We start from the raw sequence: 22,186 nt of genomic DNA on the forward strand, positions 1-22,186 counted from the left end.
CTGCTTGGCGCCGAATCCACCCCGACGAGCCCCAAAAAAACGCCCGCTCGCGAGGGCCACGCGGGCCGCCGGGAGCGGGCTTGTCCCGCAACAGGTTCAGGCAATGGGAATTCAGGCGAACGCCGGCACCACTTCCTTGATGAACAGCTCCAGCGACTTCTTCTTCTCGGCGTGGGGCAGGCTGTTGTCGCACCAGAAGCTGAATTCGTCGACGCCCAGTTCCTGGTAGTACTTGATGCGCGCGATGATCTCTTCGGGGGTGCCGATCATGGTGTTCTTGCGGATGTTCTCCAGGGCGAAGGCCGGCACCTCGGCGAACTTCGACTCCGGGCTCGGCTCCAGGAAGCCGTTGACCGGGGTGGTCTTGTTGCCGAACCAGGCATCGAAGGTGCGGTAGAAGCGCGAAATGGCCTGGGCACCGATCTTCCAGCCGTCCGGGTCGGCCGGGCTGTGCACGTGGGTGTGGCGCAGCACCATCAGTTGCGGGCGCGGCACCTCGGGGTTGTTGTCGAGCGCGGCCTGGAACTTGTTCTTCAGGTCCAGCACTTCTTCGTCGCCTTTCATCAGCGGGGTGACCATCACGTTGCAACCGTTCTTCACCGCGAAGTTGTGCGAATCCGGGTCGCGGGCGGCGATCCACATCGGCGGCATGCCTTTTTGCACCGGCTTGGGCACGCTGGTGGAGGTGGGGAAGTTGTAGACTTCGCCTTCGTGGGCGTAGTCGCCTTGCCACAGCTGGCGCACCGCCGGGACCATCTCGCGCAGGGCCTTGCCGCCGTCGGTGGCCGGCATGCCATTGGCCATGCGGTCGAACTCGAACTGGTAGGCGCCGCGGGCCAGGCCCACTTCCATGCGGCCGTTGCTGATGACGTCGAGCAGGGCGCATTCGCCGGCCACCCGGATCGGGTTCCAGAACGGCGCGATGATGGTGCCGGCACCCAGGCGAATGGTCTCGGTGCGCGCGGCCAGGTAGGCCAGCAGGGGCATCGGGCTTGGCGAAATGGTGTATTCCATGGCGTGGTGTTCGCCAATCCACACGGTGCTGAAACCGCCGTTCTCGGCCATCAGGGTCAGTTCGGTCAGGTCTTCGAACAGCTGGCGGTGGCTGACCTGTTCATCCCAACGTTCCATGTGCACGAACAACGAAAATTTCATGGGGCTTTCCTCAAAGCTTGGAAGTCTCGCCTGGCGCGCCAGGCGTCAGTAATAAAGCTGGGCGTATCAGGCAAAGGCGGGCAGGCTGGCCATCTTGCCGCGGCAGTACACCATCGGCCGTGGCGCCTGCTCGGGGACGATCAGGTTGTGCACCTTGCCGACCATGATGGCGTGGTCGCCACCTTCGTACTCGCGCCACAGCTCGCATTCGATCACGGCGGTGGCACCGGCCAGGATGGGGTTGCCCAGTGCGCTCAAGGTCCAGGCGATGCCGCTGGCCTTGTCCTTGCCCTTTTTCGCGAAGGCATAGGCTTCGGCCTGCTGTTCGCCAGAGAGCAGGTGGATGGCGAAACGCTTGTGCTTGATCAGCACCGGGTAGGAGTCGGAGCTGTAGTTGGGGCAGAACAGCACCAGCGGCGGGTCCATCGACAGGGAGGAGAAGGCGCTGGCGGTGAGGCCGACGATCGAGCCGTCGTCGTCCAGGGTAGTGATGACGGTGACGCCGGACGGGAAGGAGCCCAGGACGTTCTTGTAGACGGTTGCGTCGATCATGGCGAGTACCTCGAAAGGGCTGCGGTGGTCCGCGGTTTTTATCGTTGATGTGTCTGATGGTATACCGTAATACTCGATTTGCAAGCGGAATTTCGCCAACGCGAAAATTCACGATGAATGGCGCAAAGCCGCATGAACAGGGGCTTTGACCAAAGCGACGGGCCTTGGCCCCGGCTGCTGAACCGGATCAGTTGGCGATTTTTAGACCGCAGCAGTGTTGTCAAAAGTTTGGAATACCATAATATGGTCCGCAGCTGAGAGGCCGCCTAGATGCGGTTTCCTTACAAAGATAAAAACGACCTTTCGAGCTGAAAACCATGTCCCAACCGTCATCGCAACACCAGTTTGTCGAGAATCACACGGTCGATTACGTTCCACCTGCCGAGCGCCATGGGAAGGCGCGCGACCTGTTCACCCTCTGGTTCAGTACCAACATCGCGCCACTGCCCATCGTCACCGGCGCCATGGTGGTGCAGGTGTTCCACCTGAACCTGTTGTGGGGCCTGATCGCCATCGTGCTGGGTCACCTTCTGGGGGGCGTGGTCATCGCCCTGGCCTCTGCGCAGGGACCGCAGCTGGGCATTCCGCAGATGGTGCAGAGCCGGGGCCAGTTCGGCCGGTATGGCGCGCTGCTGATCGTGTTCTTCACCGCGCTGATCTATGTCGGCTTCTTCATTTCCAACATCGTCCTGGCGGGCAAGACCATCCATGGCATCGCGCCCAGCGTGCCGATGCCGGGCGCCATCGTCATCGGTGCCCTGAGCGCCACGGCCATCGGCGTGATCGGCTACCGCTTCATTCATATCCTCAACCGCATCGGCACCTGGGTGATGGGCTCGGCATTGCTGGCCGGCTTCATCATGATGTTCGTGCAGCCACTGCCGGCCGACTTCTTCAGCCGCGGCGCGTTCAACCTGTCGGGCTTCATCGCCACGGTGTCGCTGGGCACCATCTGGCAGATCAGCTTCTCGCCCTACACCTCCGACTATTCGCGCTACCTGCCCAAGGAAGTGGGCATCGCCAGGCCGTTCTGGGCGACTTACTTTGGCGCCACCCTGGGCACCATCCTGTGCTTCAGCTTCGGTGCCGTGGCGGTGCTGTGCGTGCCGCAGGGCACCGACGCGATGGATGCGGTCAAGCAGGCCACCGGCTGGCTGGGGCCGATTTTGATGGTGCTGTTCCTGCTCAACATCATCAGCCACAACGCCCTCAACCTGTATGGCGCGGTGCTGTCGATCGTCACCGCCATCCAGACCTTCGTCGCCCAGTGGACGCCGAGCATCAAGGTGCGGGTGATCCTGGCATCGGTGATTCTGCTGGCGTGCTGCATGGTCGCGCTGAATGCCTCGGCGGGCTTCATCGGCCAGTTCATCGGGCTGATCCTGGCGCTGCTGCTGGTGCTGGTGCCATGGGCGTCGATCAACCTGATCGACTTCTACCTGATCAAGAAGGGGCAGTACGACATCGCTTCGATCTTCAGCGCCGATGGCGGCATTTATGGGCGCTTCAACCATCACGCGATCATTGCCTATGCCTGCGGGATCCTGGTGCAGCTGCCGTTTGCCAATACGTCGCTGTACGTGGGGCCGTATTCGAACATCGTCGAAGGGGCTGACCTGTCGTGGCTGTTCGGCTTGGTGGTGACGGTGCCGCTGTACTACTGCCTGGCTACCCGGGGCAAGGCTGCCGAGAAGCTGGTGCGGGCGGTCAGTGTCAACGAGTGATGCGTGAAAGGGGCTGCTTTGCAGCCCATCGCGGATGAATCCGCTCCTACAGGAGCGGGCTTGCCCGCGATGGGCCGCAAGGCGGCCCCAGCTGTTTCAGCTCAGACCTTGAACTGCGCCACCATCCCATTCAGGTCCACCGCCAGGCGCGACAAGTCCTGCGCCGCCGCACTGGTCTGATTGGCCCCCGCCGACGTCTGCATCGCCAGGTCACGAATGTTGACCAGGTTGCGATCCACCTCCCGCGCCACCTGCGCCTGCTGCTCCGAGGCACTGGCAATCACCAGGTTGCGCTGGTTGATCGAGGCGATCGCCTCGGCAATCACCTCCAGCGCCTGCCCGGCACCCTCGGCCACTTCCAGCGTGCCGGTGGCGCGCCCCTGGCTGCTGTGCATGGCCGTCACCGCCCGCTCGGTACCGTTCTGGATCCCGGCGATCATCTGCTCGATCTCCGCCGTCGACTGTTGGGTGCGGTGGGCGAGGGCGCGCACTTCATCGGCCACCACGGCAAAGCCACGGCCCGCTTCGCCGGCCCGCGCCGCCTCGATGGCGGCGTTCAAGGCCAGCAGGTTGGTCTGCCCGGCAATGGCGCCGATCACATCGAGCACGCGGCTGATCTCGTTGGCGTTGCTGGCCAGCTGTTCGATTTCGGCAGAGGTGCCGGTCACATCCGTGACCAGGTGCTGCAGCGAAGCCAGTGCCTGGTTGACCTGGTCACGCCCGTCACGGGTGGTGCGGTCGGCGCCCTGGGAGGCGTCGGCGGTGCTGACCGCGTTGTTCGCCACCTCTTCCACGGCAGCGGTCATCTGGTTGACGGCAGTGGCTGCCTGGTCGATTTCCGCGCTTTGCTGGTGCAGGCCGCGGCTGGTGTCTTCGGTGACCGTGTGCAGCTCTTCGGAGGCCGAGGCCAGCTGGTCGGAGGAGGCGGCGATCTTGCGGATGGTGTCACGCAGGCTGGCCTGCATGCGGCTCAGCGCGCGCAACAGCATGGCCGGTTCGTCGCGGCCGCTGACCTGGATGTCCTGGGTCAGGTCGCCGGTGGCCACCCGTTCGGCCACGGCCACCGCGTCGGCCAGCGGCACCACGATGCTGCGGGTGAGCAGGATGGCGATGCTGGCCAGGGCGAGCATGATCACCAGCAGCGAGCCGATGACGGCGACAAAGGCCTGTTCGGCCACATGGCTGCTGCGCTCGGACGCCCCTTCGGCGCCTTTGCCGTTGTAGGCGATCAGTGCGCTCATGGCCTTCATCATGCTGTCGGCGTGCTGCGACAGCGGGCCGGTGATCTGGTGCCTGGCCTCGGCCTCGCGGCCGGCGGCAAGGTCCTGCAGCACCTTGGCCTGCAGGCCGAAATACTGCTGCCGAGCGCTGTTGAAGGCGTCGAACAGGGCGCGGTCATCGGCGGCGATGATGGTGTCTTCGTAGTCCTTCAGGCCCTCTTCGAGCTGGGCCTTGATGCCGTTGAGCATCTCGATGCTGCGTGCCCGTTCGCTGGCGTCGTCATCCAGCGCGGCGCGCAGGGTGACCGCACGGGCGCGGCCGAGGTTGCTGCCGATTTCACTGAGGGCGACCACGGCCGGGATCCAGGTGATGCGGATTTCGTCGGTGGCCTTGTCCATCTGGCGGGTTTCATACAGTGCGATAAGGCCCATGGACAGGACCAGTACGCCCAACAGGGCGAATACGCTGGCAGCGCGAATGCCGATCTTCATATTCCGGAGTTGCATGGAATTGCTCCTTGACGTTGGCGTGCAGGGCGTCAAGAGCATGGGCGGGAGGCCGGGTCAGCGGGGGATGCCGGGCTCTCGATGCGCTGCGGATTTAAGTGTGTGTCTCACCCTCGTGCATGCTTTTTGATTTAGATGATGCCATATGGCCATCATGATTGACCAGTTATTCAATAAAAGGACATAAAAAGGCATATCCGTCATTACTTGACGGATATGCCAGGATATTGCGCTTAAACGATGGCGATCTGCGGGTCTGCCGCTGCCAGCGCCACGGCGCGGTCGGCGGCTGGCGGGTAGATCCAGACGGTGTTGATCTGGCGTTTCAGGTCCTTGCCTTCCTGGCCATGCAGCTTCAGTTCGCGCTCCCAGCCTTCACTGTAGGCCGCGCCCCAGTCACCGAGGTCCAGGCAGGTGACGTACTTGGGCTGGCGGTACACCACCGGCTGCACGCCGAGCAGGTCGGCCATGGCGTTGTTGCCACTGTGGCGGCCCATGGGGATGGCGTGCTGGCAGGTCATCAGGGCGTGGTTGCCGACCTCGTCCACGGCCGCCCAGGCGGTATCGCCGGTGGCGTAGATATGCGGCTGGCCCACCACCTTGAGGTGGTCATCGACCTTGAGCCGGCCGAACGCGTCGCGCTCGCCGGCAACCTGCGCAGTCAGCGGGCTGGCTTTGACGCCGACGGTCCAGATCACGGTCTTGCTGGCGATGTAGTCGCCATTGTCCAGGGTGACGCCACCGGCATCGACCGCAACCACCGACCTGCCGGTCAGCCACTCGACGCCTGCATGCTTGGAGGCGGCGACGATCGATGGCTTGATCCCCGCGCCCAAGGCCGCGCCAACACTGGCGCCACGGTCGACCAGCAACACCCGCACAGCGCTGTCTCCCAGCACGGCGCGCAGGCGTGCGGGCATTTCAGTGGCGGTTTCGATGCCGGTGAAGCCACCGCCACACACCACCACGGTGTTGCGTGCAGGCGAGTCGGGCAGGGCGGCCAGGCTCGCCAGGTGCTGCTCAAGGCGCACGGCCGACGCCATCTGGTCGACATCGAAGGTGTGCTCGGCAAGGCCCGGGACTGCCGGGCGTGCAACCTGGCTGCCGGCGGCCAGGATCAGCCGGTCATAGCTGATTTGCTGTGGCTGGCCGTGGCTGTCGATGTAGCGCACGCTGCGGGCGTCGGCGTCGATGGCCTCGGCGCTGCCGCTGATGAAACGCACGCCAACGGCCTCGAACAGCTCGCCCACGGGCGCCTTCAAGGTGTGCGCGTTGGCTTCGTAGAGGCGGGGGCGAATGTGCAGCTCCGGCTGTGGCGCGAGCACGCTGATGCTCAGGTCGTCGCGCTGGGCCTGGTCGAGCAGGCGCGCGGCACTCAGGGCGCTCCATACGCCGGCGAAACCGGCACCGATGATCAGGATGTTGGATTTCATGCAGCTGCTCCGCAGATGTCGTACAGGGAATGAAGAAGGCTTCGATCACACGGCAGGTGTCTCTCGAATAACTACGACTCTATTGGTCGTAGTTTCTCTTTGCAAGTTTTTTCTTCGTACCGTGCAGGCAACTGATCGGTGGGCTGTAGGCAATTTCTGCTTCGCAGGCGGGCAGGGCGGCGGGGCGCAAGCCTTGATCTCACCCCCCCCATCCGTTATAGATAAAAAGGAAACCACAAAGAAAAGAGGCCATTTCAGCCCCCATGTACGAGATCACACGTATCTTGCGCCCCTCAGGCCCCCATTACGCACCCTGTGCTGATGGATACGGGCCCACCCCCATGCCCCTCTCCCCGCTTTCCAGCCTGTTCCACGTGTTGTCGATTCCGCCCGCCAACATCCTGCTCAGCCAGATGCGCAAACGCCCCGTCCCTCCACCTGCGCCGTAACGCCTGAATTCCACCACCCCCGGCCATTTGCCGTTTGGGGTTGGGGAGCCTTTGCATCTTTTTCAGCGTTCAACTGTTCAGGAATCACTATGACTCTTCGTGTAGCTATCATCGGTGCCGGCCCGTCCGGCCTTGCGCAACTGCGTGCCTTCCAGTCCGCCCATGCCCAGGGCGCCCCCATGCCGCACATCGTCTGCTTCGAAAAGCAGGCCGACTGGGGCGGCATGTGGAACTACACCTGGCGCACCGGGCTCGACCAGCATGGCGAGCCGGTGCACGGCAGCATGTACCGCTACTTGTGGTCCAACGGCCCCAAGGAGTGCCTGGAGTTCGCCGACTACAGCTTCGATGAACATTTCGGCCGGCCGATTTCCTCGTATCCGCCGCGCGAGGTGCTGTGGGACTACATCCAAGGCCGTGTGCAGAAAGCTGGGGTGCGCGATTTCATCCGCTTCAACACCGTGGTCAAGCACGTCAGCTTCGATGAGCAGACGCGCACGTTCACCGTCAGCGCCCACGACTACGGCACAGGGGCCAGCATCGAGCAGGTGTTCGATTACGTGGTGGTCGCCAGCGGCCACTTCTCTACGCCGCACGTGCCGGAATTCGCAGGCTTCGAGCGCTTCACCGGGCGCATCCTGCACGCCCACGATTTTCGCGAAGCGGTGGAATTCAAGGGCCAGGACCTGCTCATCGTTGGCAGCAGCTACTCGGCCGAAGACATCGGCTCGCAGTGCTACAAGTACGGTGCGCGCTCGATCACCACGGCGTTTCGCACCCAGCCGATGGGCTACAAATGGCCCAAAGGCTGGGAAGAGCGCCCGCAGCTGGTGCGGGTGGAGAATGACCTGGCGTACTTCGCCGATGGCTCGCACAAGCGCGTGGACGCCATCATCCTGTGCACCGGCTACCAGCATCACTTCCCGTTCCTGCCCGATGAGCTGACCCTCAAGACCAACAACCGCCTGTGGCCTGCGGGCCTGTACCAGGGCGTGGTCTGGGAGCGCAACCCGCAGTTGCTGTACCTGGGCATGCAGGACCTGTGGTACAGCTTCAACCTGTTCGACGCCCAGGCCTGGTTCGCCCGCGACTACATGCTCGGGCGCATCGAGCTACCGGCCAAGGCGGCCATGCAAGCCGACAGCAAGCGCTGGCGCGAGGACGAGGAGGGCCTGCAGACCACGGCCTCGATGTATGAATTCCAGGGCCGCTACATCTGCCACCTGATCGAGCAGACCGACTACCCAAGCTTCGACATCGACGCGGTCAATCGCATCTTCCTGCAATGGAAGCAGGACAAGAAGCACGACATCATGGGTTATCGCGACAAGTCCTACCGCTCGGTGATCACCGGCACCCAGGCGGTGCCCCACCACACCCGCTGGCTGCAGGCGATGGACGACTCGCTGCAGGAATACCTGCGCGAAACGGACGGCAAGCAAGCCCAGGTCAAGGCTCTGCGCCGGTAACCGCCCGCGGTTGCAGCACGGCGAGGTTGGCGACCCGGCGCGACCGGCGTATTATTTGCGACAAAGTTGGTCGGAGATTGAAATGTCGCTTTACAGTGCTGGCGTCGAATACGGCATCCATTGCCTGCTCTACCTCGTGGACGAGCGCGGTGACACGCGCGAGTCCAGCGTGCGTGATCTTGCCGAGCTGCAAGGCGTGCCCCAGGAATACCTGGCCAAGGTGTTCACCAAGCTGGCGCGCGCCAAGCTGGTGGTGGCCACCGAAGGCGTGCGCGGCGGCTTTCGCCTGGCCCGGCCGTCGGACGAAATCACCGTGCTGGACATCGTCAACGCCATCGACGGGCCGAAGAAGATCTTCGACTGCCGCGAGATTCGCGAACGCTGCTCGCTGTTCGAGGGTTCGGCGCCGGGCTGGGCGACCGAAGGCACCTGCGCGATCCACGCGGTGATGCAGGGGGCGCAGAAGCGCATGGAAGACGCCCTGGCCCAGCAGACCATTCTCGACCTGGCCCGCCGCGTCGGGCGCAAGGCCCCGGTGGAGTTTGGCCGGCAGGTCGGTGAGTGGATGGGCGAGCGGCGTATCCCGGCGAGCCAGGCTTGACCTGCGCAGCCCCGCAAATCTGCGAAGTACCTGTGGGAGCCGGCTTGCCGGCGATAGGGCCCTCACAGGCAGCAGACCTTCAGCGCCCCTCGTGCTGGCGCCGATACGCCCCCGGTTGCACCCCCACCGCCTTGGCAAACGCCCGGGTAAACGCCGCCACCGACTGATACCCCACCTGCGCGCCCACCTGCTCCACGGTGTTGCCCGCCTGCAGCAACTGGCAGGCATGGCGCATGCGCAGCGCCAGCAGCACCTGCCCCGGCGACTGCCCGGCCAGTTCGTTGAAGCGCTTGAAAAACGCCGAGCGCGACAACCCCGTGACCGCCGCCATGCTCTCCAGCGTCCAGGCCTGCCCGGGCTCCTCGATCAGCCGCTCCAGCAACCCGGCAAATGCCGGCTGCCGGGCCAGCGCCACCAAACCGCCCAGGGAACGCCCGGCATGCACCTGCTGGCGCAGCACATACAGGAACAACAAGTGCGTCAGCCGCTCCAGCAAGGTCTGCGAAGGCGCCGGCAGGCGCTGGCATTCGTCCAGGATCAACTGGAACAGCGCCCGCGCCGCGTGCCCGGCAGGCTCATCGGCGCGCAACAGGATACGGTCGGCCAGCCCCTCGACGATCAACGACGACAACCCCGGGCGAAAGTGAAAGAACCCGCACACCAGCCCCACGCCGTCCGCCGCCTGGCTATCGAGCGCCTGCATCACCTGGCGCGGCTGGGCGCAGGCGCTCAGCGGGTCCTGGTCGCTGGACAGCCGATAGCCCATGTCGCGCAGCAGAAACACCGCGTCCCCGGCCTCCAGCCGCTCGGCCTCGGCCTGGCCATCGACATGCAGCCAGCAATGCCCCTGCACCACCAGGTGAAAACTGGCCCGGCCCATGCCCTGGGTGCTGGCATGCCAGCCGCCGCAGTAGCGGCCGACGTGGAACAGGCTGGCATCGAGCTCTAGGCCCTCTAATAACCAATCGACAAGTGGGCTGGACGAAATCATCTAATGTAAAGACTCAGGAGCAAGGAAAGGCGACTGACGAATATGGAGGGTATTTCTTATAACCAACAGACTGTATGCACACACACCGAAGGAGACCACTCCATGTCCTCGCGCATTACTCTACACACTCTGCAGAGCGCCCCGGAAGCGGCCCGCCCGTTCCTCGAGAACGCCCAGAAGAATTCCGGCTTCATCCCCAACCTGCTGGGCGTGCTGGCCAACGCTCCGGCTGCGCTGGAAACCTACGTCACCGTGTCGGCATTGAATGGCAAGGCCGAGCTGACCCTGGCCGAGCGCGAAGTGGTCCAGCTGATTGCCGCCACCCAGCACGGTTGCGACTTCTGCGTGGCCGGCCACACCGCCGTGGCGCTGAACAAGGCCAAGCTGCCACAGGACGTGGTCGATGCCCTGCGCGCCCGTGGCGAGCTGCCCGATGCGCGCTACGAGACCCTGGCCGAGTTCGCCCGCGAAGTCATCGCCACCCGCGGCAACGTCAGCGAAGCCACCTATAACGCCTTCCGCGAGGCCGGTTTCACCGAGGGCAACGCCCTGGAAGTGATTCTCGGCGTGAGCCTCGCAACCTTGTGCAACTTTGCTAATGTGTTCGCCCAGACGCCGCTCAACGACGAGCTGAGCAAGTACCGCTGGCAGCCTTCTGCATAAACCGCGCAAGGCGCCGTGGCGCCTGCGTTACCAAAAGGAGTAGGGATATGCTTGATGCTGCATTTGCCAAGTGGCTGGATGCCAATGCCGAGGCCATCGACCAGGGCCAGTGCGACCCCCAGCAGGTGCTGGCGCAGATTGCCGAGTCGCAGTTGCTGCGCGTTGGCGTCGATCCGGCGCTGGGTGGCAGTGGCGGTGCGGTGACCGACGCCGTCGAAGCCATCGCGGCCATCGCCAGCCGCTCGCTGGCCAGCGCCTTCGTTTGCTGGGGCCAGCGCGCCTTTATCGAGTACCTGCTGCAAAGCCCCAACCAGGCCTTGCGCGAGCGCCTGCTGCCGGGCCTGCTGACCGGCGAGCTGGCCGGTGCAACCGGGTTGTCCAATGCCATGAAGTTCCTCTCCGGCATCGAGGCGCTGCAAGTGCGCGCCCGCCCCGAGGCCGACGGCTGGGCCCTGGAAGGGCGCCTGCACTGGGTGACCAACCTGCGCAAGAGCGGCTTCGTAGTGGCCGCGGCCATCGAGGATGACGCCGGCGGTGCGCCGTTCGTGCTGGCGATCCCCTCGCAAAGCGCAGGCCTTGAGCGCTCCGACGACCTGCAGCTGATGGGCCTGCAGTCGAGCAACACTGCAGCCCTGGCGTTCCATCAGGTGGCCTTGAGCCGCGACTGGCTGCTGCATGAAAACGCCCGCGAATTCCTGCCCAAGGTGCGCCCGGCGTTCCTCGCGCTGCAGTGCGGCATGGCCATCGGCCTGGCGCGCCGTTCGCTGGATGAAGTGCACGCGCACCTGCACGGGCGCCTGTCGTTCCTCGAAGAGCACCGCCAGGTCCTGAAAGAGCGCCTGGAAAACACCGTGGCCGAGCTCAAGCAGGGCCTGCTCGACGGGCGCTTCCAAAGCCAGCCGGCGGCGCTGTTCAAGCTGCGCATCACCCTCGCCGAAAGCGCCGCCGACGCGGTGCAACTGGAGCTGCAGGCCAGTGGCGGCAAGGCCTACCTCGATGAATTCGGCGCAGGCTTTGCGCGCCGCTGGCGCGAGTCGGCGTTCGTGCCGATCGTCACCCCGAGCCTGGTGCAACTGCGCGCCGAACTGCACCGCCAGGCGACCGCCGCATGAGCCACGCGTTACTCCAAGCCCGCGACATCAGCCTGGGCTACCCGCGCGAGGGCGGCTGGCAGGAAGTGCTGGCGCGCTTCGACCTGCAACTGGCGCCCGGGGAGGTGGTCACCATCCTGGGCCCCAGTGGGGTCGGCAAGTCCAGCCTGCTGCGGGTGCTGGCAGGTTTGCAGCAGCCGCGCAGCGGCAGCGTGACCCTGCACGGTGAAGCCCTGCAAGGCCCGCACCCGCGCCTGGCGGTGGCCTTCCAGGACCCCAGCCTGCTGCCCTGGCTGAGCCTGGAAAAGAACGTCGCCTTCGGCCTGGACTTCGCCCGCCAGCCCAAGCTCGCCGCGGCCGAGCGCCGCGCGCGCATCGACCATGCGATCAGCGCCGTGGGCCTGGCCCATGCGCGCAACCAGTACCCGGCGCAGCTGTCCGGCGGCATGGCCCAGCGCACCGCGCTGGCCCGCTGCCTGGCGCGCCAGCCTGAAGTGCTGCTGCTCGACGAGCCGTTCGGCGCGCTGGACGAAGTGACCCGCGCCGACATGCAGCAACTGCTGCTGCAACTGATCGCCACGCACAACACGGCCGCGGTGCTGATCACCCACGATATCGACGAAGCCCTGCTGTTGTCCGACCGGGTGCTGCTACTGGGTGACCACCCAGCGCACATCCTCGGCCAATGGCCCATCGACCTGCCACAGCCGCGTGCGCAGCGGGTCGAGGAGCTGGGCGCGCTGCGCATCGAGATTCTGAAAACCCTACGGCGGGCCAGCCGCACAGCCGAGCCTTCCCCCACCTCGTTGCCTTCGGAGCCTGTCCATGTGCATGGATGACTGCTGTTCCACCACCTCGCGTCGTGATTTTCTCAAGCTCAGCGCCATGCTCACCGCCGCCGGTGCCGTGCCGCTGCTGTCGAGCCTGCAGGCGCGCGCCGCCGCCGAGCCTGACGCGCCGGTGCGCATCGGCTACCTGCCGATCACCGATGCAACGCCGTTGCTGGTGGCGCACAACAATGGCCTGTTCGAGGCCGAAGGCATCAAGGCCGAGCGCCCGGTACTGCTGCGCAGCTGGGCGCAGGTGATCGAGGCGTTCATCTCCGGGCAGGTCAACGTTATTCACCTGCTGTCGCCGATGACCGTGTGGGCGCGTTATGGCAGCAAGGTGCCGGCCAAGGTGGTGGCGTGGAACCACGTCGGCGGCTCAGGGCTGACCGTGGCGCCGGACATCACCGAAATGAAGCAGCTGGGCGGCAAGACCGTGGCCATCCCGTTCTGGTATTCGATCCACAACGTGGTGCTGCAGCAGATGCTCAACGACAACGGCCTGACGCCGGTGTCCAAGCCCGCCAACGCGCAACTGGCGGCCAACGAGGTCAACCTGCTGGTGCTGCCGCCCTCGGACATGCCGCCGGCCCTGGCCAGCAAGCGCATTGCCGGCTACATCGTCGCCGAGCCGTTCAACGCCCTGGCCGAGAACCTCAAGGTCGGCCGCGTGCAGCGCTTTACCGGCGATGTGTGGCGCAACCATGCCTGCTGCGTGGTGTTCATGCACGAGCATGACCTGAACAACCGTCCCGAGTGGTCGCAAAAAGTGGTCAACGCCATCGTCAAGGCCCAGCACTGGACCCGCGATCACCGCGCCGAAGCCGCCGCGCTGCTGTCCAAGGCCGGCCCCAACAAGTACACCCCGCACGACCCGGCGGTGCTGGCCAAGGTGCTGGCGCCGGCTGCCGAGGACCGCGCCGGCTACATCGCCAGCGGCGCCATCCGCCACCAGCAATGGGACGAGAAGCGCATCGACTTCCAGCCGTACCCGTTCCCCAGCTACACCGAGGAGCTGGTCAAGCGCCTGAAGCACACCCTGATCGAAGGCGACAACGGCTTCCTGGCCGCCCTGGACCCTGCGCAGACCGCACGCGACCTGGTCGATGACCGCTTCGTGCGCAACGCCATCGCCGCCGTCGGCGGGCCGTCGGTGTTCGGCATTGCCGACAACTTCGAGCGCAGCGAGGAGTTCGTGGTCTGATGCGCAAGCACGTCGTACATGCCGGCCTGGGTTTGGCCGGCCTGCTGGGTTTGTTGCTGCTGTGGTGGGCTGGGGTGGCGGTATTCGGCGAGGCCGACGGGCTGTCGGCGCGCTTCTCGCCCCAGGCCACCCTGGCCAGCCTGGTCGAGTTGCTGGGGCAGGGCGAGGTCTACGGGCACGTCTGGGTCAGCCTCAAGCGCATCCTGATTGGCTTGCTGCTGGCCTTGCTGATCGGTGTGCCACTGGGTTTGCTGGTGGGCAGCTACCGACACCTGGAAGCGGCGACCACCCCGGCATTTCAGTTCCTGCGGATGATTTCGCCGCTGTCGTGGATGCCGGTGGTGGTGATGCTGATGGGGGTGGGCGACCAGCCGATCTACTTCCTGCTGGCCTTCGCGGCGTTGTGGCCGATCCTGCTCAACACCGCCGCCGGCGTGCGCCAGCTGGACCCGCGCTGGCTGCAGCTGAGCCGCAGCCTCAGCGCCACGCGCTGGGAAACCTTGTGCAAGGTGATCGTGCCCGGGGTGATCGGGCATGTGCTGACGGGGGTGCGCCTGGCGATCGGCATCTTGTGGATCGTGCTGGTGCCGTGCGAGATGCTGGGGGTGAGTGCGGGGCTGGGGTATTTCATTCTGGATACCCGCGACCGGCTGGCGTACTCGGAGCTGATGGCCATGGTGCTGCTGATCGGCGTGCTGGGGTTCATGCTCGATGCCCTGGCGCGTGGGCTGCATCGGCGCTGGGTGCATGCCTGACGGGCCAGTGTGGCCCTATCGCCGGCAAGCCGGCTCCCACATCGAGGGCGGTGAGCATCCTGTGGGAGCCGGCTTGCCGGCGATAGGGCGCTCGGCTCAATGCACGGTCTTGCGCTGCCTCACACACTCGCGCGCCTGCACGGCCAACTCATCCAGGCGCTCATCGCGCTGCTGCTCGGCCTCGATCATCGCCTCTTCACCCTGCTGATTGAGCAGGTAGGTGTGAATCTGATGCACCTCCTGGGCCTGGTAGATCGGCGCAATGTCCAAGCGCCCGATCAACGCCCCGCTGGCCACCCCGGTACTGCTCATCAACACCTGCGGCCCGCTGGCCGCCACCACCTGCATGCCCATGGCCTCGAACCACGGCACCTGGTGCGCAAAGGCATTCAGCTCGACGCTGGCAAAGCGTGCCTGCACATCGCCCAGCAGGGCGCGGGCGACACCCTCGCGGCGGCGCTCGGGCACCACGGCAAGGAAGGCCAGGGCACAGGCTTGGGGGTTGTCCTGGGCGGGCAGGGTAAGGGCGAAGCCGAGCAGCTGGTCCGGCGCTTCGGCATCCAGCGCCAGGGTCAGTTGCACGGCCAGCCCGCGGGTGCCGTCCATGGCCTGCAGGTACTGATGCACCTCCATGCCGACGCCGTACTGGTACAGCGGATACAGCGGGTTGTCGGCACGTATGGCAACGCTGCTCAGGTCGCCGACGTGGTGGATCACCAGCTCACGGATCTGGTTCTGGAAAGATTCGGGCGGCACGCTGTCGAGGCGGCTCAGGATGAACATCGGGGGGCGGGCTCCGGCTGCAGGTGGATCACCCCGCGCCGGGGTGGCGCGGGGTGCACAGTCTAAACCCTTTTTGCCGTGTCAGCCTCTTGCCTGCAGGCCCGCGAGCATCAGGTCGAGGTTCTGCACCGCCGCGCCCGAGGCGCCTTTGCCGAGGTTGTCGAACACCGCCGTCAGCAGCACCTGGCCGTGCTCGGGGTTGGCGTACAGCGCCAGGCGCAGGTCGTTGCTGTCGTTCAGGGCCTCGGGGTCCAGGGCGGTGGCCGCGCCGTGCTGGTGCAGGGGCATGACCTGCACATGGCGGGCACCCTGGTAGTGACGCTGCAGGCAGGCCTGCAGCTGCTCGGCGCTGACGCCCGGCAGCAGGCGCAATTGCAGCGGGATGCTCAGCACGATGCCCTGGCGGTAGGCGGCATACCCTGGCAGGAACACCGGGCGCGCCGACAGCCCGGCGTGCAGCTCGATTTCCGGCACATGCTTGTGGGCCAGTTCCAGGCCATACATCTGCAGGGTCGGCGCCGTTTCGTCGCCCCCCTGCTCATGGCGCTCGACCGCCGCCCGGCCGCCGCCGGAGTAACCCGAGATGGCGTGGATGCTCAGCGGGTAGTCGGCCGGCAGCAGGCCGGCGTTGACCAGCGGGCGCAACAGGGCGATGGCGCCGGTGGGGTAGCAGCCGGGGTTGCTGACGCGGGTGGCCTGGGCAATGCGCTCGGCTTGCTGTGCATCGAGCTCCGGCAGGCCATACACCCAGCCTGGCGTGGTGCGGTGCGCAGAGCTTGCATCGATCACCCGCACCGCAGGGTTGCGGATGGCGGCCACGGCGTCGCGGGCAGCGTCGTCGGGCAGGCAGAGCAGGGCGATGTCGGCGCTGTTGATGGCGTCGCTGCGCCGCTGCGGGTCCTTGCGCTCGGCTTCGGGCAGGGTCAGCAGCTGCAGGTCGTCACGCCCGTGCAGGCGTGCGTGGATCTGCAGGCCGGTGGTGCCTTGGTCGCCATCGATGAAAACTACAGGGGTGTGCATGGTCGGGGTCCGGTGCGAAGAAGATGGCCTATGCTCGCTTGTCGCCCAGATAATGGAAATTTGAATATCATGACGCTGACGTTCATCTTTTCTGAACCAACAGGACCCTGCCTCCATGCGCGAAATCAGCCTCGACCGCCTACGCACGCTGGTCGTCATCGCTGACCTCGGCTCGTTCGCCGAGGCCGCCCGCCAGCTCAACCTGGCGCCCCCGACCATCAGCCTGCACGTGGCCGAGCTCGAGGCGCGGGTAGGGGCGCCGTTGCTGACCCGCAACCGCAACCAGGTGCGCCCGACGCCCACCGGCGACACCCTGCTGGCCCGCGCCCGGCGCCTGCTGGCCGATGCCGACCAGGCGCTGGACGAAGTGCGCCGGCAAGTGCAGGGCCTTACCGGCCGGGTGCGCCTGGGCGCCTCGACCGGTGCCATTGCCCACCTGCTGCCCAAGGCGCTGGAGCACTTGCGGGTGGCGCACCCGGGCATCGACGTGCAAGTGCAGGTACTGACCTCCCAGGCGTCGCTGGCGCGCCTGCGCGAAGGCGCCCTGGACATCGGCCTGGTGGCCTTGCCGCAAGTGGCAGGCAAGGGCGTGCGGCTCACCCCCTGGCGGCGCGACCCGATCCTGGCCTACGTGCCTGCCGACTGGCAGCCGCCGGCCAAGGTCACCCCGGCCTGGCTGGGGCAGCGGGCGCTGATTCTCAATGACGGCAGCACCCAGCTGTCGCGGGTGATCGGTGAATGGTTCGCCGCCGCCGGCTTGTACCCCGAGGCGCGGATCGAGCTGAACTACAACGATGCGATCAAGAGCCTGGTGGGCGCCGGTTACGGCGCCACCTTGCTGCCTCAGGAAGGCGAGGCGGCGGAGCTGGACCGGCGGGTGCTGCGCCGGCCGTTGCGGCCGGGGTTGTGGCGGCAGCTGGGCATTGCTTGCAGGGAAGGGGAGGTGGAGAAGGCCACCGGGCATGTGCTGGAGGCGCTGGAGCGCTTGCGCCAGTAAGGGAGCTGCTGTGCAGCCCATCGCCGGCAAGCCGGCTCCCACAAGGACTGAAAGCTGGCGCGATCCCCTGTGGGAGCCGGCTTGCCGGCGATTGGGCCGCAAGCGGCCCCAGTTCTCAACCCCGCTCTCGCAGCCTCACGGCCGTCACGGTCTCGCCGCCAACCCCCCAGTTATCTGTCGGCACTTCTTCGATCACCACGAAGGTGCTCGCCGGCGGCTTGCCCAGCACTTCCTGCAGCAGCCGCGTCGTGCCTTCGATCAACTGGCGCTTGTGCTCGGCGCTGACGCCTTCTTCAGTCACGCGGATATGAACATATGGCATGGCTGCAATCTCCTCTGTTCAGTGCCAGGTACCGGCGGTGCTGCCGCCGTCCACCGGCAGGATGACGCCGCTGACGAAGCGTGCGTCGGTCAGGTACAGCACGGCGTCCACCACATCCTGCGGCGCGCCGGTGCGGCCGCTGGGCGACAAGGCGCCCAGGCCCTGGACATTGCTGCCATGCAGCGGCGTATCGATGATGCCAGGCGCCACCGCGTTGACCTGCACGCCGCGGGCCGCCAGCTCCAGGGCCAGGCCCTTGACCGCCTGGTTCAGGCCGCCCTTGACCAGCACCGGCAGCAGCGCCGGTACGCGGGTGTCCGGCTGCAGGGCAACCGAGGCGGTGATGGCGATGATATGCCCGTGCCCTTGCGCGGCCATGATCCGTGCCGCCGCCTGGGATGGGTAGAAGAAGCCTTTGAGGTTGGTGCCGACCAAGGCGTCGACGTCCTCCTCGCTGTACTCGGTAAAGGGCTTGGGAATGAAGATCCCGGCGTTGTTGATCAGGATGTCGACGCCACCGAAGCGTTCCAGCGCTGCGGCGAACAACCGCTGTGCGGTGTCGGCCTGGGCGATGTCACCGGCCACGCCGATGAAACGTTGGGGCTGGCCGAGGCGGGCGGCTGCTTGGTCGAGGCGTGCCTCGCTGCGGGCGTTGCCGACCACGTTGTCGCCACGCTCGAGAAACGCCTCGGCGAGGGCGAAGCCAAGGCCGCTCGAGGCCCCGGTGATGATGACGGTTCTTGGCTGGGTCATGCTGGCGTACTCCGGTAGATGAGCCGGTCGGCTCGGTGTGGTGACCACTTTAGGTCGCAACCAGCGCTTGAAAAATGAGGTGGATGGCATTTCAATCGATACACCGTGTAATCAATCGAGCCACCATGACCCGCCATTTCGATGACCTTCAACTGGGCAGCCTGGAGCTGTTCTGCCTTGCCGCCGACCACGGCAGCTTCACCGCCGCCGCCAGCGAGGCGGGTGTCACCCCGGCGGCGGTGAGCCGCAGCGTGGCGCGCCTGGAGGAGCGCCTGGGGGTGCGCTTGTTCGTGCGCACCACCCGGCAGATGCGCCTGTCCGACGCGGGGCAGGCGTACTACCAGCAGTGCCGCCAGGCGCTCGGGCAGCTGGTGGAGGCGGAACGCCAGGTCACCGGGGGCCAGGCCGCGCCCAGCGGGCGCTTACGCATCAGCGCGCCGACGCCCTACGCCCACCATCGCCTGCTGCCGCTGCTGCCGCGTTTTCGAGCGCTCTACCCGCAGGTGCAGGTGGACGTGCATGTCAGCAACCGCAACGTGGACTTCGCCGAAGAACACTTCGACCTGGCCATCCGTGGCCGCGAGCCGGCCGACTCGCGGTTGGTGGCACGGCGCCTGGAGGATGCCGAACTGGTGGTGGTGGCAACCCCTGGCTACCTGGCCCGCATGGGCACGCCGCAGGTGCCCGAAGAGCTTTCCCAGCACGAGTGCATCCAGTTCGAGCTGGCCAGCACGGGCCGTCGCCCGCCGTGGAGTTTTCGCCGCGAAGGGCGCGAGTGGGAAATCGAGACCCAGGGCGGATTCACCTGCCTGGGCGACTTCCTCGCCACGGCGACCCTGGTGCGCCATGGCGGCGGGCTGATGCAGGCGTACCGCTTCACCGTGCAGGATGCGCTGGACAGCGGCGAGTTGGTGGAGGTGCTTGCCGAGTATGGCGGGACTTCACGGCCGTTCATGCTGATCTACCCGCAGGCGCGGCATATGCCGTTGCGGGTGCGGGTGTTCATCGACTTTCTGGTTGATGAGGGGCATTCGGGCTAAGCGCAGCTATGCTTTTTGCTGCATCGAGCCCCTGTTTCTCGATGAACTTTCCGATTTCCCAGGAGGACGCTTCATGAAATCCATGACACTGCTGGTGATTGCTTCTGTGCTGAGTGTTGCCGCCCATGCTGACCCTGCCAGCAATTGCGACGCGAAGATCAAGAACCTGGAAGACATCCACAAGGCCAGTGGCCAAGCGCTGCATGGCGGCATGGCCCATGACTTCAAAGAGCACCTGAAAACGGCCAAGGCGGCTCGCGAAAAAGGCGACATGGCTCAGTGCCAAGCCTCGGCTGACCAGGCTTTGACCATCTACAACAAGGCGCGCAACAAGTAGGCAAGGCTGTGGAGCGGGCAAGCCCGCTCCCACAGTGGGGCGCGCAAGTTATCGGGTTTTGCGCGCCTCAGAACCACCGATCGCTTTTCTTGCGCCCCCGGGTCAGCGCCGGCAAGATCAGCCCGGCCAGCAACCCCGCCCCGGCAATGCTGCCGCCATACACCATGTAACGCATCATCACCTGCTTGTTCTCATCGCCCAGGCGCGCCTGGGTATCGCGCAGGCTCGACTGGCTCTGGTCGAGCTGCTCGTTGAGCGCCTTGTTGCGCGCTTGCAGCTCATCGATCAGCTGCTTGCGCGAATCCAGGGTTTCCTGCATGCCCTGCACGCGGTTCTTCCAACTGTCATCGATGCTCTTCAACTGCCCGGAAAGGTCGGCCACCTGGGCGTCCAGCTGCGGCAGGCGATCGCCCTGGCCTGGCACCGACTGCAGGTCGCTGGTGAGGATCCACACCAGGTCGCCGTTCTGCCCGCGCACCTGGCTGTAGTTGCCCTGGCTGCCGACCAGGGTGAGTTTCTGCCCGGACTTGAGCGTGCCGACGATGCGGTGGCCGTCGGTCGGGCCACTGCGCACGTAGGTGCTCAGGCTGTCACTGACCCAGCGCGCATCGCTGGCCGGCTCTTCGGCATGCACGGGGGCGGCGAGGGCCACCAGGGCGGCGAGCAAGGTGCCGCGCAGGGCTGGGAGGGCGAGGGAGGCTGGGCGGGATTCAGGCATGTTGGGTCTTCGCTGCAACAGGAAATATAGGCCCGGTGATGGCACGGGCCGGCGAACTGGTCGGTGAATTGACCGTCAGCGAAAGACCGTATTTTTGTAGGCAGGTTCACTGACGGAGGCAGGAATTGTCTGCAGGATGTTGCAAGTGGCGAGCTAGAGCGCCTCGGCCGGCGAGCGCCCACCCGGCTCGGCGCGGTGGGCTTGCCCGGGGCAACGTCACTGCCGCGAAGCGCCGGCGTGAAGGGGCAGATCGGCGATGTAGTCACCCAGCTTGCGCCCCAGGCCGTGGTCGTCCTGCTGCAGCAGCACGTCGAACAGCAGCTGGCTGAGGCTGGAGCGCGGCGCCAGCGTTTCCTCGTTCGGCAGGTTGAACTGCCACTGCTGCCTCAGCGCCCGTTCGCCCATCGACAACATGCTGGCGGCCAGCGTGCTGCTGGCGTGGCGCTTGGTCACGTGGGTGCGGGTGATGTACGTCAGCGCACCGCGTATGGCGCTGTCGGCCAGCAGCCAGGCATGGCGCACCGGGTGCGCCATGAGCAACTGGGCGGCCATCTCCAGGGCCTTTGTCCGGGTGTCGAAGGGCAGCCCGTGTTCCGTGCAGCGGGTGGCGAGGTGGGCGTAGACCTCCTCGGCCGAGAGCGCCTCGATCAGCGCGATGATCTGCACCCGCCACTGCGGCAGCGGGCCCGCCGACAGCTCCTTGTGCATCACCCGGTACAGCTGCGCCAGGTTCGTGCGCTGATAGCCGTCCAGGCTGACATTGGCGACCCAGTGCACCTTTTTCTGCCAGGCCTTGGGCGCCAGGTCGTTGCTGAAGGCATCCAGGGGCGAGTCGGGGTCGACCAGCAGCACCGATTCTTCGTGCAGCACCTGCAGTATCTCGGTGTCCATGGCCTTCGAAGGGCTGACCCGGGCCTCATGGCCAGCCTGTTCTGCGGGCATCAGGCAATTGCGCTGGGTGTCCATGCGCACTTCGAGCATGGCCAGCAACTGCAGCTTGCGGGTGAACGAGAGGGTGTGCAGCAGCAGCGGTTTGCGTTTTGCCAGCGACCAGTGCGCCTTGACCCGCTTGCGCTGGTCGACGGCCTGCGCCTGCCTCGCCGCTTCGCGCGCATCCAGGCACGGCCGGCAGGTGCAATCACGGCGCCAGCGCGAGCGGTCGGGGAAGTAGTGGCGGTGCGCGCAGGTCTTGCAGAACGCCAGGTTCTCGTTCCAGCTGTGGGTCGTCCTGCTCTTGCGCCGTTCGAACAGGCTGGCCTCGCAGTACGGGCAGGCCAGCGCGGGGCAGGGCACGGGAGGGAAGGTCTTGATCAGGCTGCTGGGCGCCACGTCGATGTCGTAACGCTTGATCAAGAGGGCAATTTTTTCACCGCTGATGTATTCGCTGTACAACGCCTCGACCTGTTCAGCGGTGAGGTGTTGCAGCTTCGCTTCGAATTCGGACAAACCTGATTCTCCCTGCGTAAAGTCGCCTGTTGAGTACGTCAGGGATCATGCTGGCTGCCAGAGCATGCTGTGAAGTGGCTAGGCTGTAGGATAAATCGCTGAAAATCGTAGTACTTCTCCGAACGTGAA

Annotated in this window: 22 protein-coding genes; 11 read left to right on the plus strand and 11 right to left on the minus strand. The window is 65.8% G+C overall.

Annotation, left to right across the window (positions count from 1 at the left end):
• Positions 1-111 precede the first annotated feature (111 nt).
• Positions 112-1,155 (minus strand): LLM class flavin-dependent oxidoreductase, encoded by a 1,044-nt coding sequence (locus ACIPG5_RS19790; RefSeq protein WP_236238434.1) that lies wholly within the window; start codon positions 1,153-1,155, stop codon positions 112-114.
• Positions 1,156-1,221: 66 nt separating this feature from the next.
• On the minus strand, positions 1,222-1,707 hold the full coding sequence (locus tag ACIPG5_RS19795) for a flavin reductase family protein (protein ID WP_176514935.1): 486 nt from the start codon (positions 1,705-1,707) through the stop codon (positions 1,222-1,224).
• 317 nt (positions 1,708-2,024) lie between these two features.
• Here ACIPG5_RS19795 and ACIPG5_RS19800 point away from each other — a divergent pair, with 317 nt between their 5' ends.
• Positions 2,025-3,431: a purine-cytosine permease family protein gene (locus ACIPG5_RS19800; protein ID WP_401377378.1), complete on the plus strand. Its 1,407-nt coding sequence runs from the start codon at positions 2,025-2,027 to the stop codon at positions 3,429-3,431.
• Positions 3,432-3,532: 101 nt separating this feature from the next.
• Here ACIPG5_RS19800 and ACIPG5_RS19805 read toward each other — a convergent pair whose 3' ends face one another.
• Together ACIPG5_RS19805 and ACIPG5_RS19810 are read right to left on the minus strand one after the other, a co-directional pair.
• Positions 3,533-5,158, minus strand: coding sequence for a methyl-accepting chemotaxis protein (locus tag ACIPG5_RS19805; RefSeq protein ID WP_401377381.1), 1,626 nt, complete (start codon positions 5,156-5,158; stop codon positions 3,533-3,535).
• A 233-nt stretch (positions 5,159-5,391) separates the two neighbouring features.
• Positions 5,392-6,591, minus strand: coding sequence for an NAD(P)/FAD-dependent oxidoreductase (locus tag ACIPG5_RS19810; protein ID WP_401377384.1), 1,200 nt, complete (start codon positions 6,589-6,591; stop codon positions 5,392-5,394).
• 538 nt (positions 6,592-7,129) lie between these two features.
• On the opposite strand from ACIPG5_RS19810, the gene ACIPG5_RS19815 reads away from it, so the two are divergent.
• Together ACIPG5_RS19815 and ACIPG5_RS19820 are read left to right on the plus strand one after the other, a co-directional pair.
• Positions 7,130-8,509: an NAD(P)-binding domain-containing protein gene (locus ACIPG5_RS19815; protein WP_401377386.1), complete on the plus strand. Its 1,380-nt coding sequence runs from the start codon at positions 7,130-7,132 to the stop codon at positions 8,507-8,509.
• Positions 8,510-8,591: 82 nt separating this feature from the next.
• On the plus strand, positions 8,592-9,110 hold the full coding sequence (locus ACIPG5_RS19820; RefSeq protein ID WP_401377389.1) for an RrF2 family transcriptional regulator: 519 nt from the start codon (positions 8,592-8,594) through the stop codon (positions 9,108-9,110).
• Between the two features lie 79 nt (positions 9,111-9,189).
• Here ACIPG5_RS19820 and ACIPG5_RS19825 read toward each other — a convergent pair whose 3' ends face one another.
• Positions 9,190-10,101 carry an AraC family transcriptional regulator gene (locus ACIPG5_RS19825; RefSeq protein ID WP_176514923.1) on the minus strand — a complete coding sequence of 304 codons (912 nt, stop codon included), beginning with the start codon at positions 10,099-10,101 and terminating at the stop codon, positions 9,190-9,192.
• 102 nt (positions 10,102-10,203) lie between these two features.
• Between ACIPG5_RS19825 and ACIPG5_RS19830 the strand changes: the two genes are divergently transcribed.
• Genes ACIPG5_RS19830 through ACIPG5_RS19850 form a run of 5 tightly spaced genes read left to right on the plus strand, consistent with a single transcriptional unit; the run spans position 10,204 to position 14,641 of the window.
• Complete coding sequence (locus ACIPG5_RS19830; protein WP_176514921.1) at positions 10,204-10,764, plus strand: carboxymuconolactone decarboxylase family protein; 561 nt, start codon at positions 10,204-10,206, stop codon at positions 10,762-10,764.
• 47 nt (positions 10,765-10,811) lie between these two features.
• Positions 10,812-11,876: an acyl-CoA dehydrogenase family protein gene (locus tag ACIPG5_RS19835; RefSeq protein WP_176514919.1), complete on the plus strand. Its 1,065-nt coding sequence runs from the start codon at positions 10,812-10,814 to the stop codon at positions 11,874-11,876.
• Positions 11,873-12,694 carry an ABC transporter ATP-binding protein gene (locus ACIPG5_RS19840; protein WP_236237886.1) on the plus strand — a complete coding sequence of 274 codons (822 nt, stop codon included), beginning with the start codon at positions 11,873-11,875 and terminating at the stop codon, positions 12,692-12,694. Before ACIPG5_RS19835 ends, ACIPG5_RS19840 begins: the two co-directional genes overlap by 4 nt.
• Positions 12,681-13,886, plus strand: coding sequence for an ABC transporter substrate-binding protein (locus tag ACIPG5_RS19845; RefSeq protein WP_286912388.1), 1,206 nt, complete (start codon positions 12,681-12,683; stop codon positions 13,884-13,886). Before ACIPG5_RS19840 ends, ACIPG5_RS19845 begins: the two co-directional genes overlap by 14 nt.
• Positions 13,886-14,641 carry an ABC transporter permease gene (locus tag ACIPG5_RS19850; RefSeq protein WP_176514914.1) on the plus strand — a complete coding sequence of 252 codons (756 nt, stop codon included), beginning with the start codon at positions 13,886-13,888 and terminating at the stop codon, positions 14,639-14,641. The genes ACIPG5_RS19845 and ACIPG5_RS19850 overlap by 1 nt, the downstream gene beginning before the upstream one ends.
• 96 nt (positions 14,642-14,737) lie before the next feature.
• On the opposite strand, the gene ACIPG5_RS19855 is transcribed toward ACIPG5_RS19850, so the two are convergent.
• Both ACIPG5_RS19855 and argC read right to left on the minus strand, forming a co-directional pair.
• Positions 14,738-15,424: a GNAT family N-acetyltransferase gene (locus ACIPG5_RS19855; RefSeq protein ID WP_176514912.1), complete on the minus strand. Its 687-nt coding sequence runs from the start codon at positions 15,422-15,424 to the stop codon at positions 14,738-14,740.
• An 81-nt stretch (positions 15,425-15,505) separates the two neighbouring features.
• Positions 15,506-16,444 carry an N-acetyl-gamma-glutamyl-phosphate reductase gene (gene argC, locus ACIPG5_RS19860; protein ID WP_286912386.1) on the minus strand — a complete coding sequence of 313 codons (939 nt, stop codon included), beginning with the start codon at positions 16,442-16,444 and terminating at the stop codon, positions 15,506-15,508.
• Positions 16,445-16,559: 115 nt separating this feature from the next.
• Between argC and ACIPG5_RS19865 the strand changes: the two genes are divergently transcribed.
• The gene (locus ACIPG5_RS19865; protein ID WP_176514908.1) at positions 16,560-17,441 is read left to right on the plus strand and encodes a LysR family transcriptional regulator; all 882 of its coding nucleotides are present in this window, start codon (positions 16,560-16,562) and stop codon (positions 17,439-17,441) included.
• A 115-nt stretch (positions 17,442-17,556) separates the two neighbouring features.
• Here the strand turns inward: ACIPG5_RS19865 and ACIPG5_RS19870 are convergent, their stop codons facing one another.
• Positions 17,557-17,763, minus strand: a complete 207-nt coding sequence (locus ACIPG5_RS19870; RefSeq protein ID WP_176514906.1) for a 4-oxalocrotonate tautomerase family protein — start codon at positions 17,761-17,763, stop codon at positions 17,557-17,559.
• Between the two features lie 18 nt (positions 17,764-17,781).
• Entirely contained in the window at positions 17,782-18,516 is a 735-nt protein-coding gene (locus ACIPG5_RS19875; RefSeq protein ID WP_401377398.1) for an SDR family NAD(P)-dependent oxidoreductase, read from the minus strand.
• Between the two features lie 125 nt (positions 18,517-18,641).
• On the opposite strand from ACIPG5_RS19875, the gene ACIPG5_RS19880 reads away from it, so the two are divergent.
• Together ACIPG5_RS19880 and ACIPG5_RS19885 are read left to right on the plus strand one after the other, a co-directional pair.
• On the plus strand, positions 18,642-19,556 hold the full coding sequence (locus tag ACIPG5_RS19880) for a LysR family transcriptional regulator (RefSeq protein WP_401377401.1): 915 nt from the start codon (positions 18,642-18,644) through the stop codon (positions 19,554-19,556).
• 73 nt (positions 19,557-19,629) lie between these two features.
• Positions 19,630-19,893: a hypothetical protein gene (locus tag ACIPG5_RS19885; protein WP_176514900.1), complete on the plus strand. Its 264-nt coding sequence runs from the start codon at positions 19,630-19,632 to the stop codon at positions 19,891-19,893.
• A gap of 67 nt (positions 19,894-19,960) precedes the next feature.
• Here ACIPG5_RS19885 and ACIPG5_RS19890 read toward each other — a convergent pair whose 3' ends face one another.
• Entirely contained in the window at positions 19,961-20,611 is a 651-nt protein-coding gene (locus tag ACIPG5_RS19890; protein ID WP_176514898.1) for a TIGR04211 family SH3 domain-containing protein, read from the minus strand.
• 216 nt (positions 20,612-20,827) lie between these two features.
• On the minus strand, positions 20,828-22,057 hold the full coding sequence (locus ACIPG5_RS19895; protein ID WP_401377405.1) for a hypothetical protein: 1,230 nt from the start codon (positions 22,055-22,057) through the stop codon (positions 20,828-20,830).
• Positions 22,058-22,186: the final 129 nt, after the last annotated feature.

It is taken from the genome of Pseudomonas sp. NPDC087029 (assembly GCF_044745345.1).
In the GTDB taxonomy this organism is placed as follows: domain Bacteria; phylum Pseudomonadota; class Gammaproteobacteria; order Pseudomonadales; family Pseudomonadaceae; genus Aquipseudomonas; species Aquipseudomonas faucium.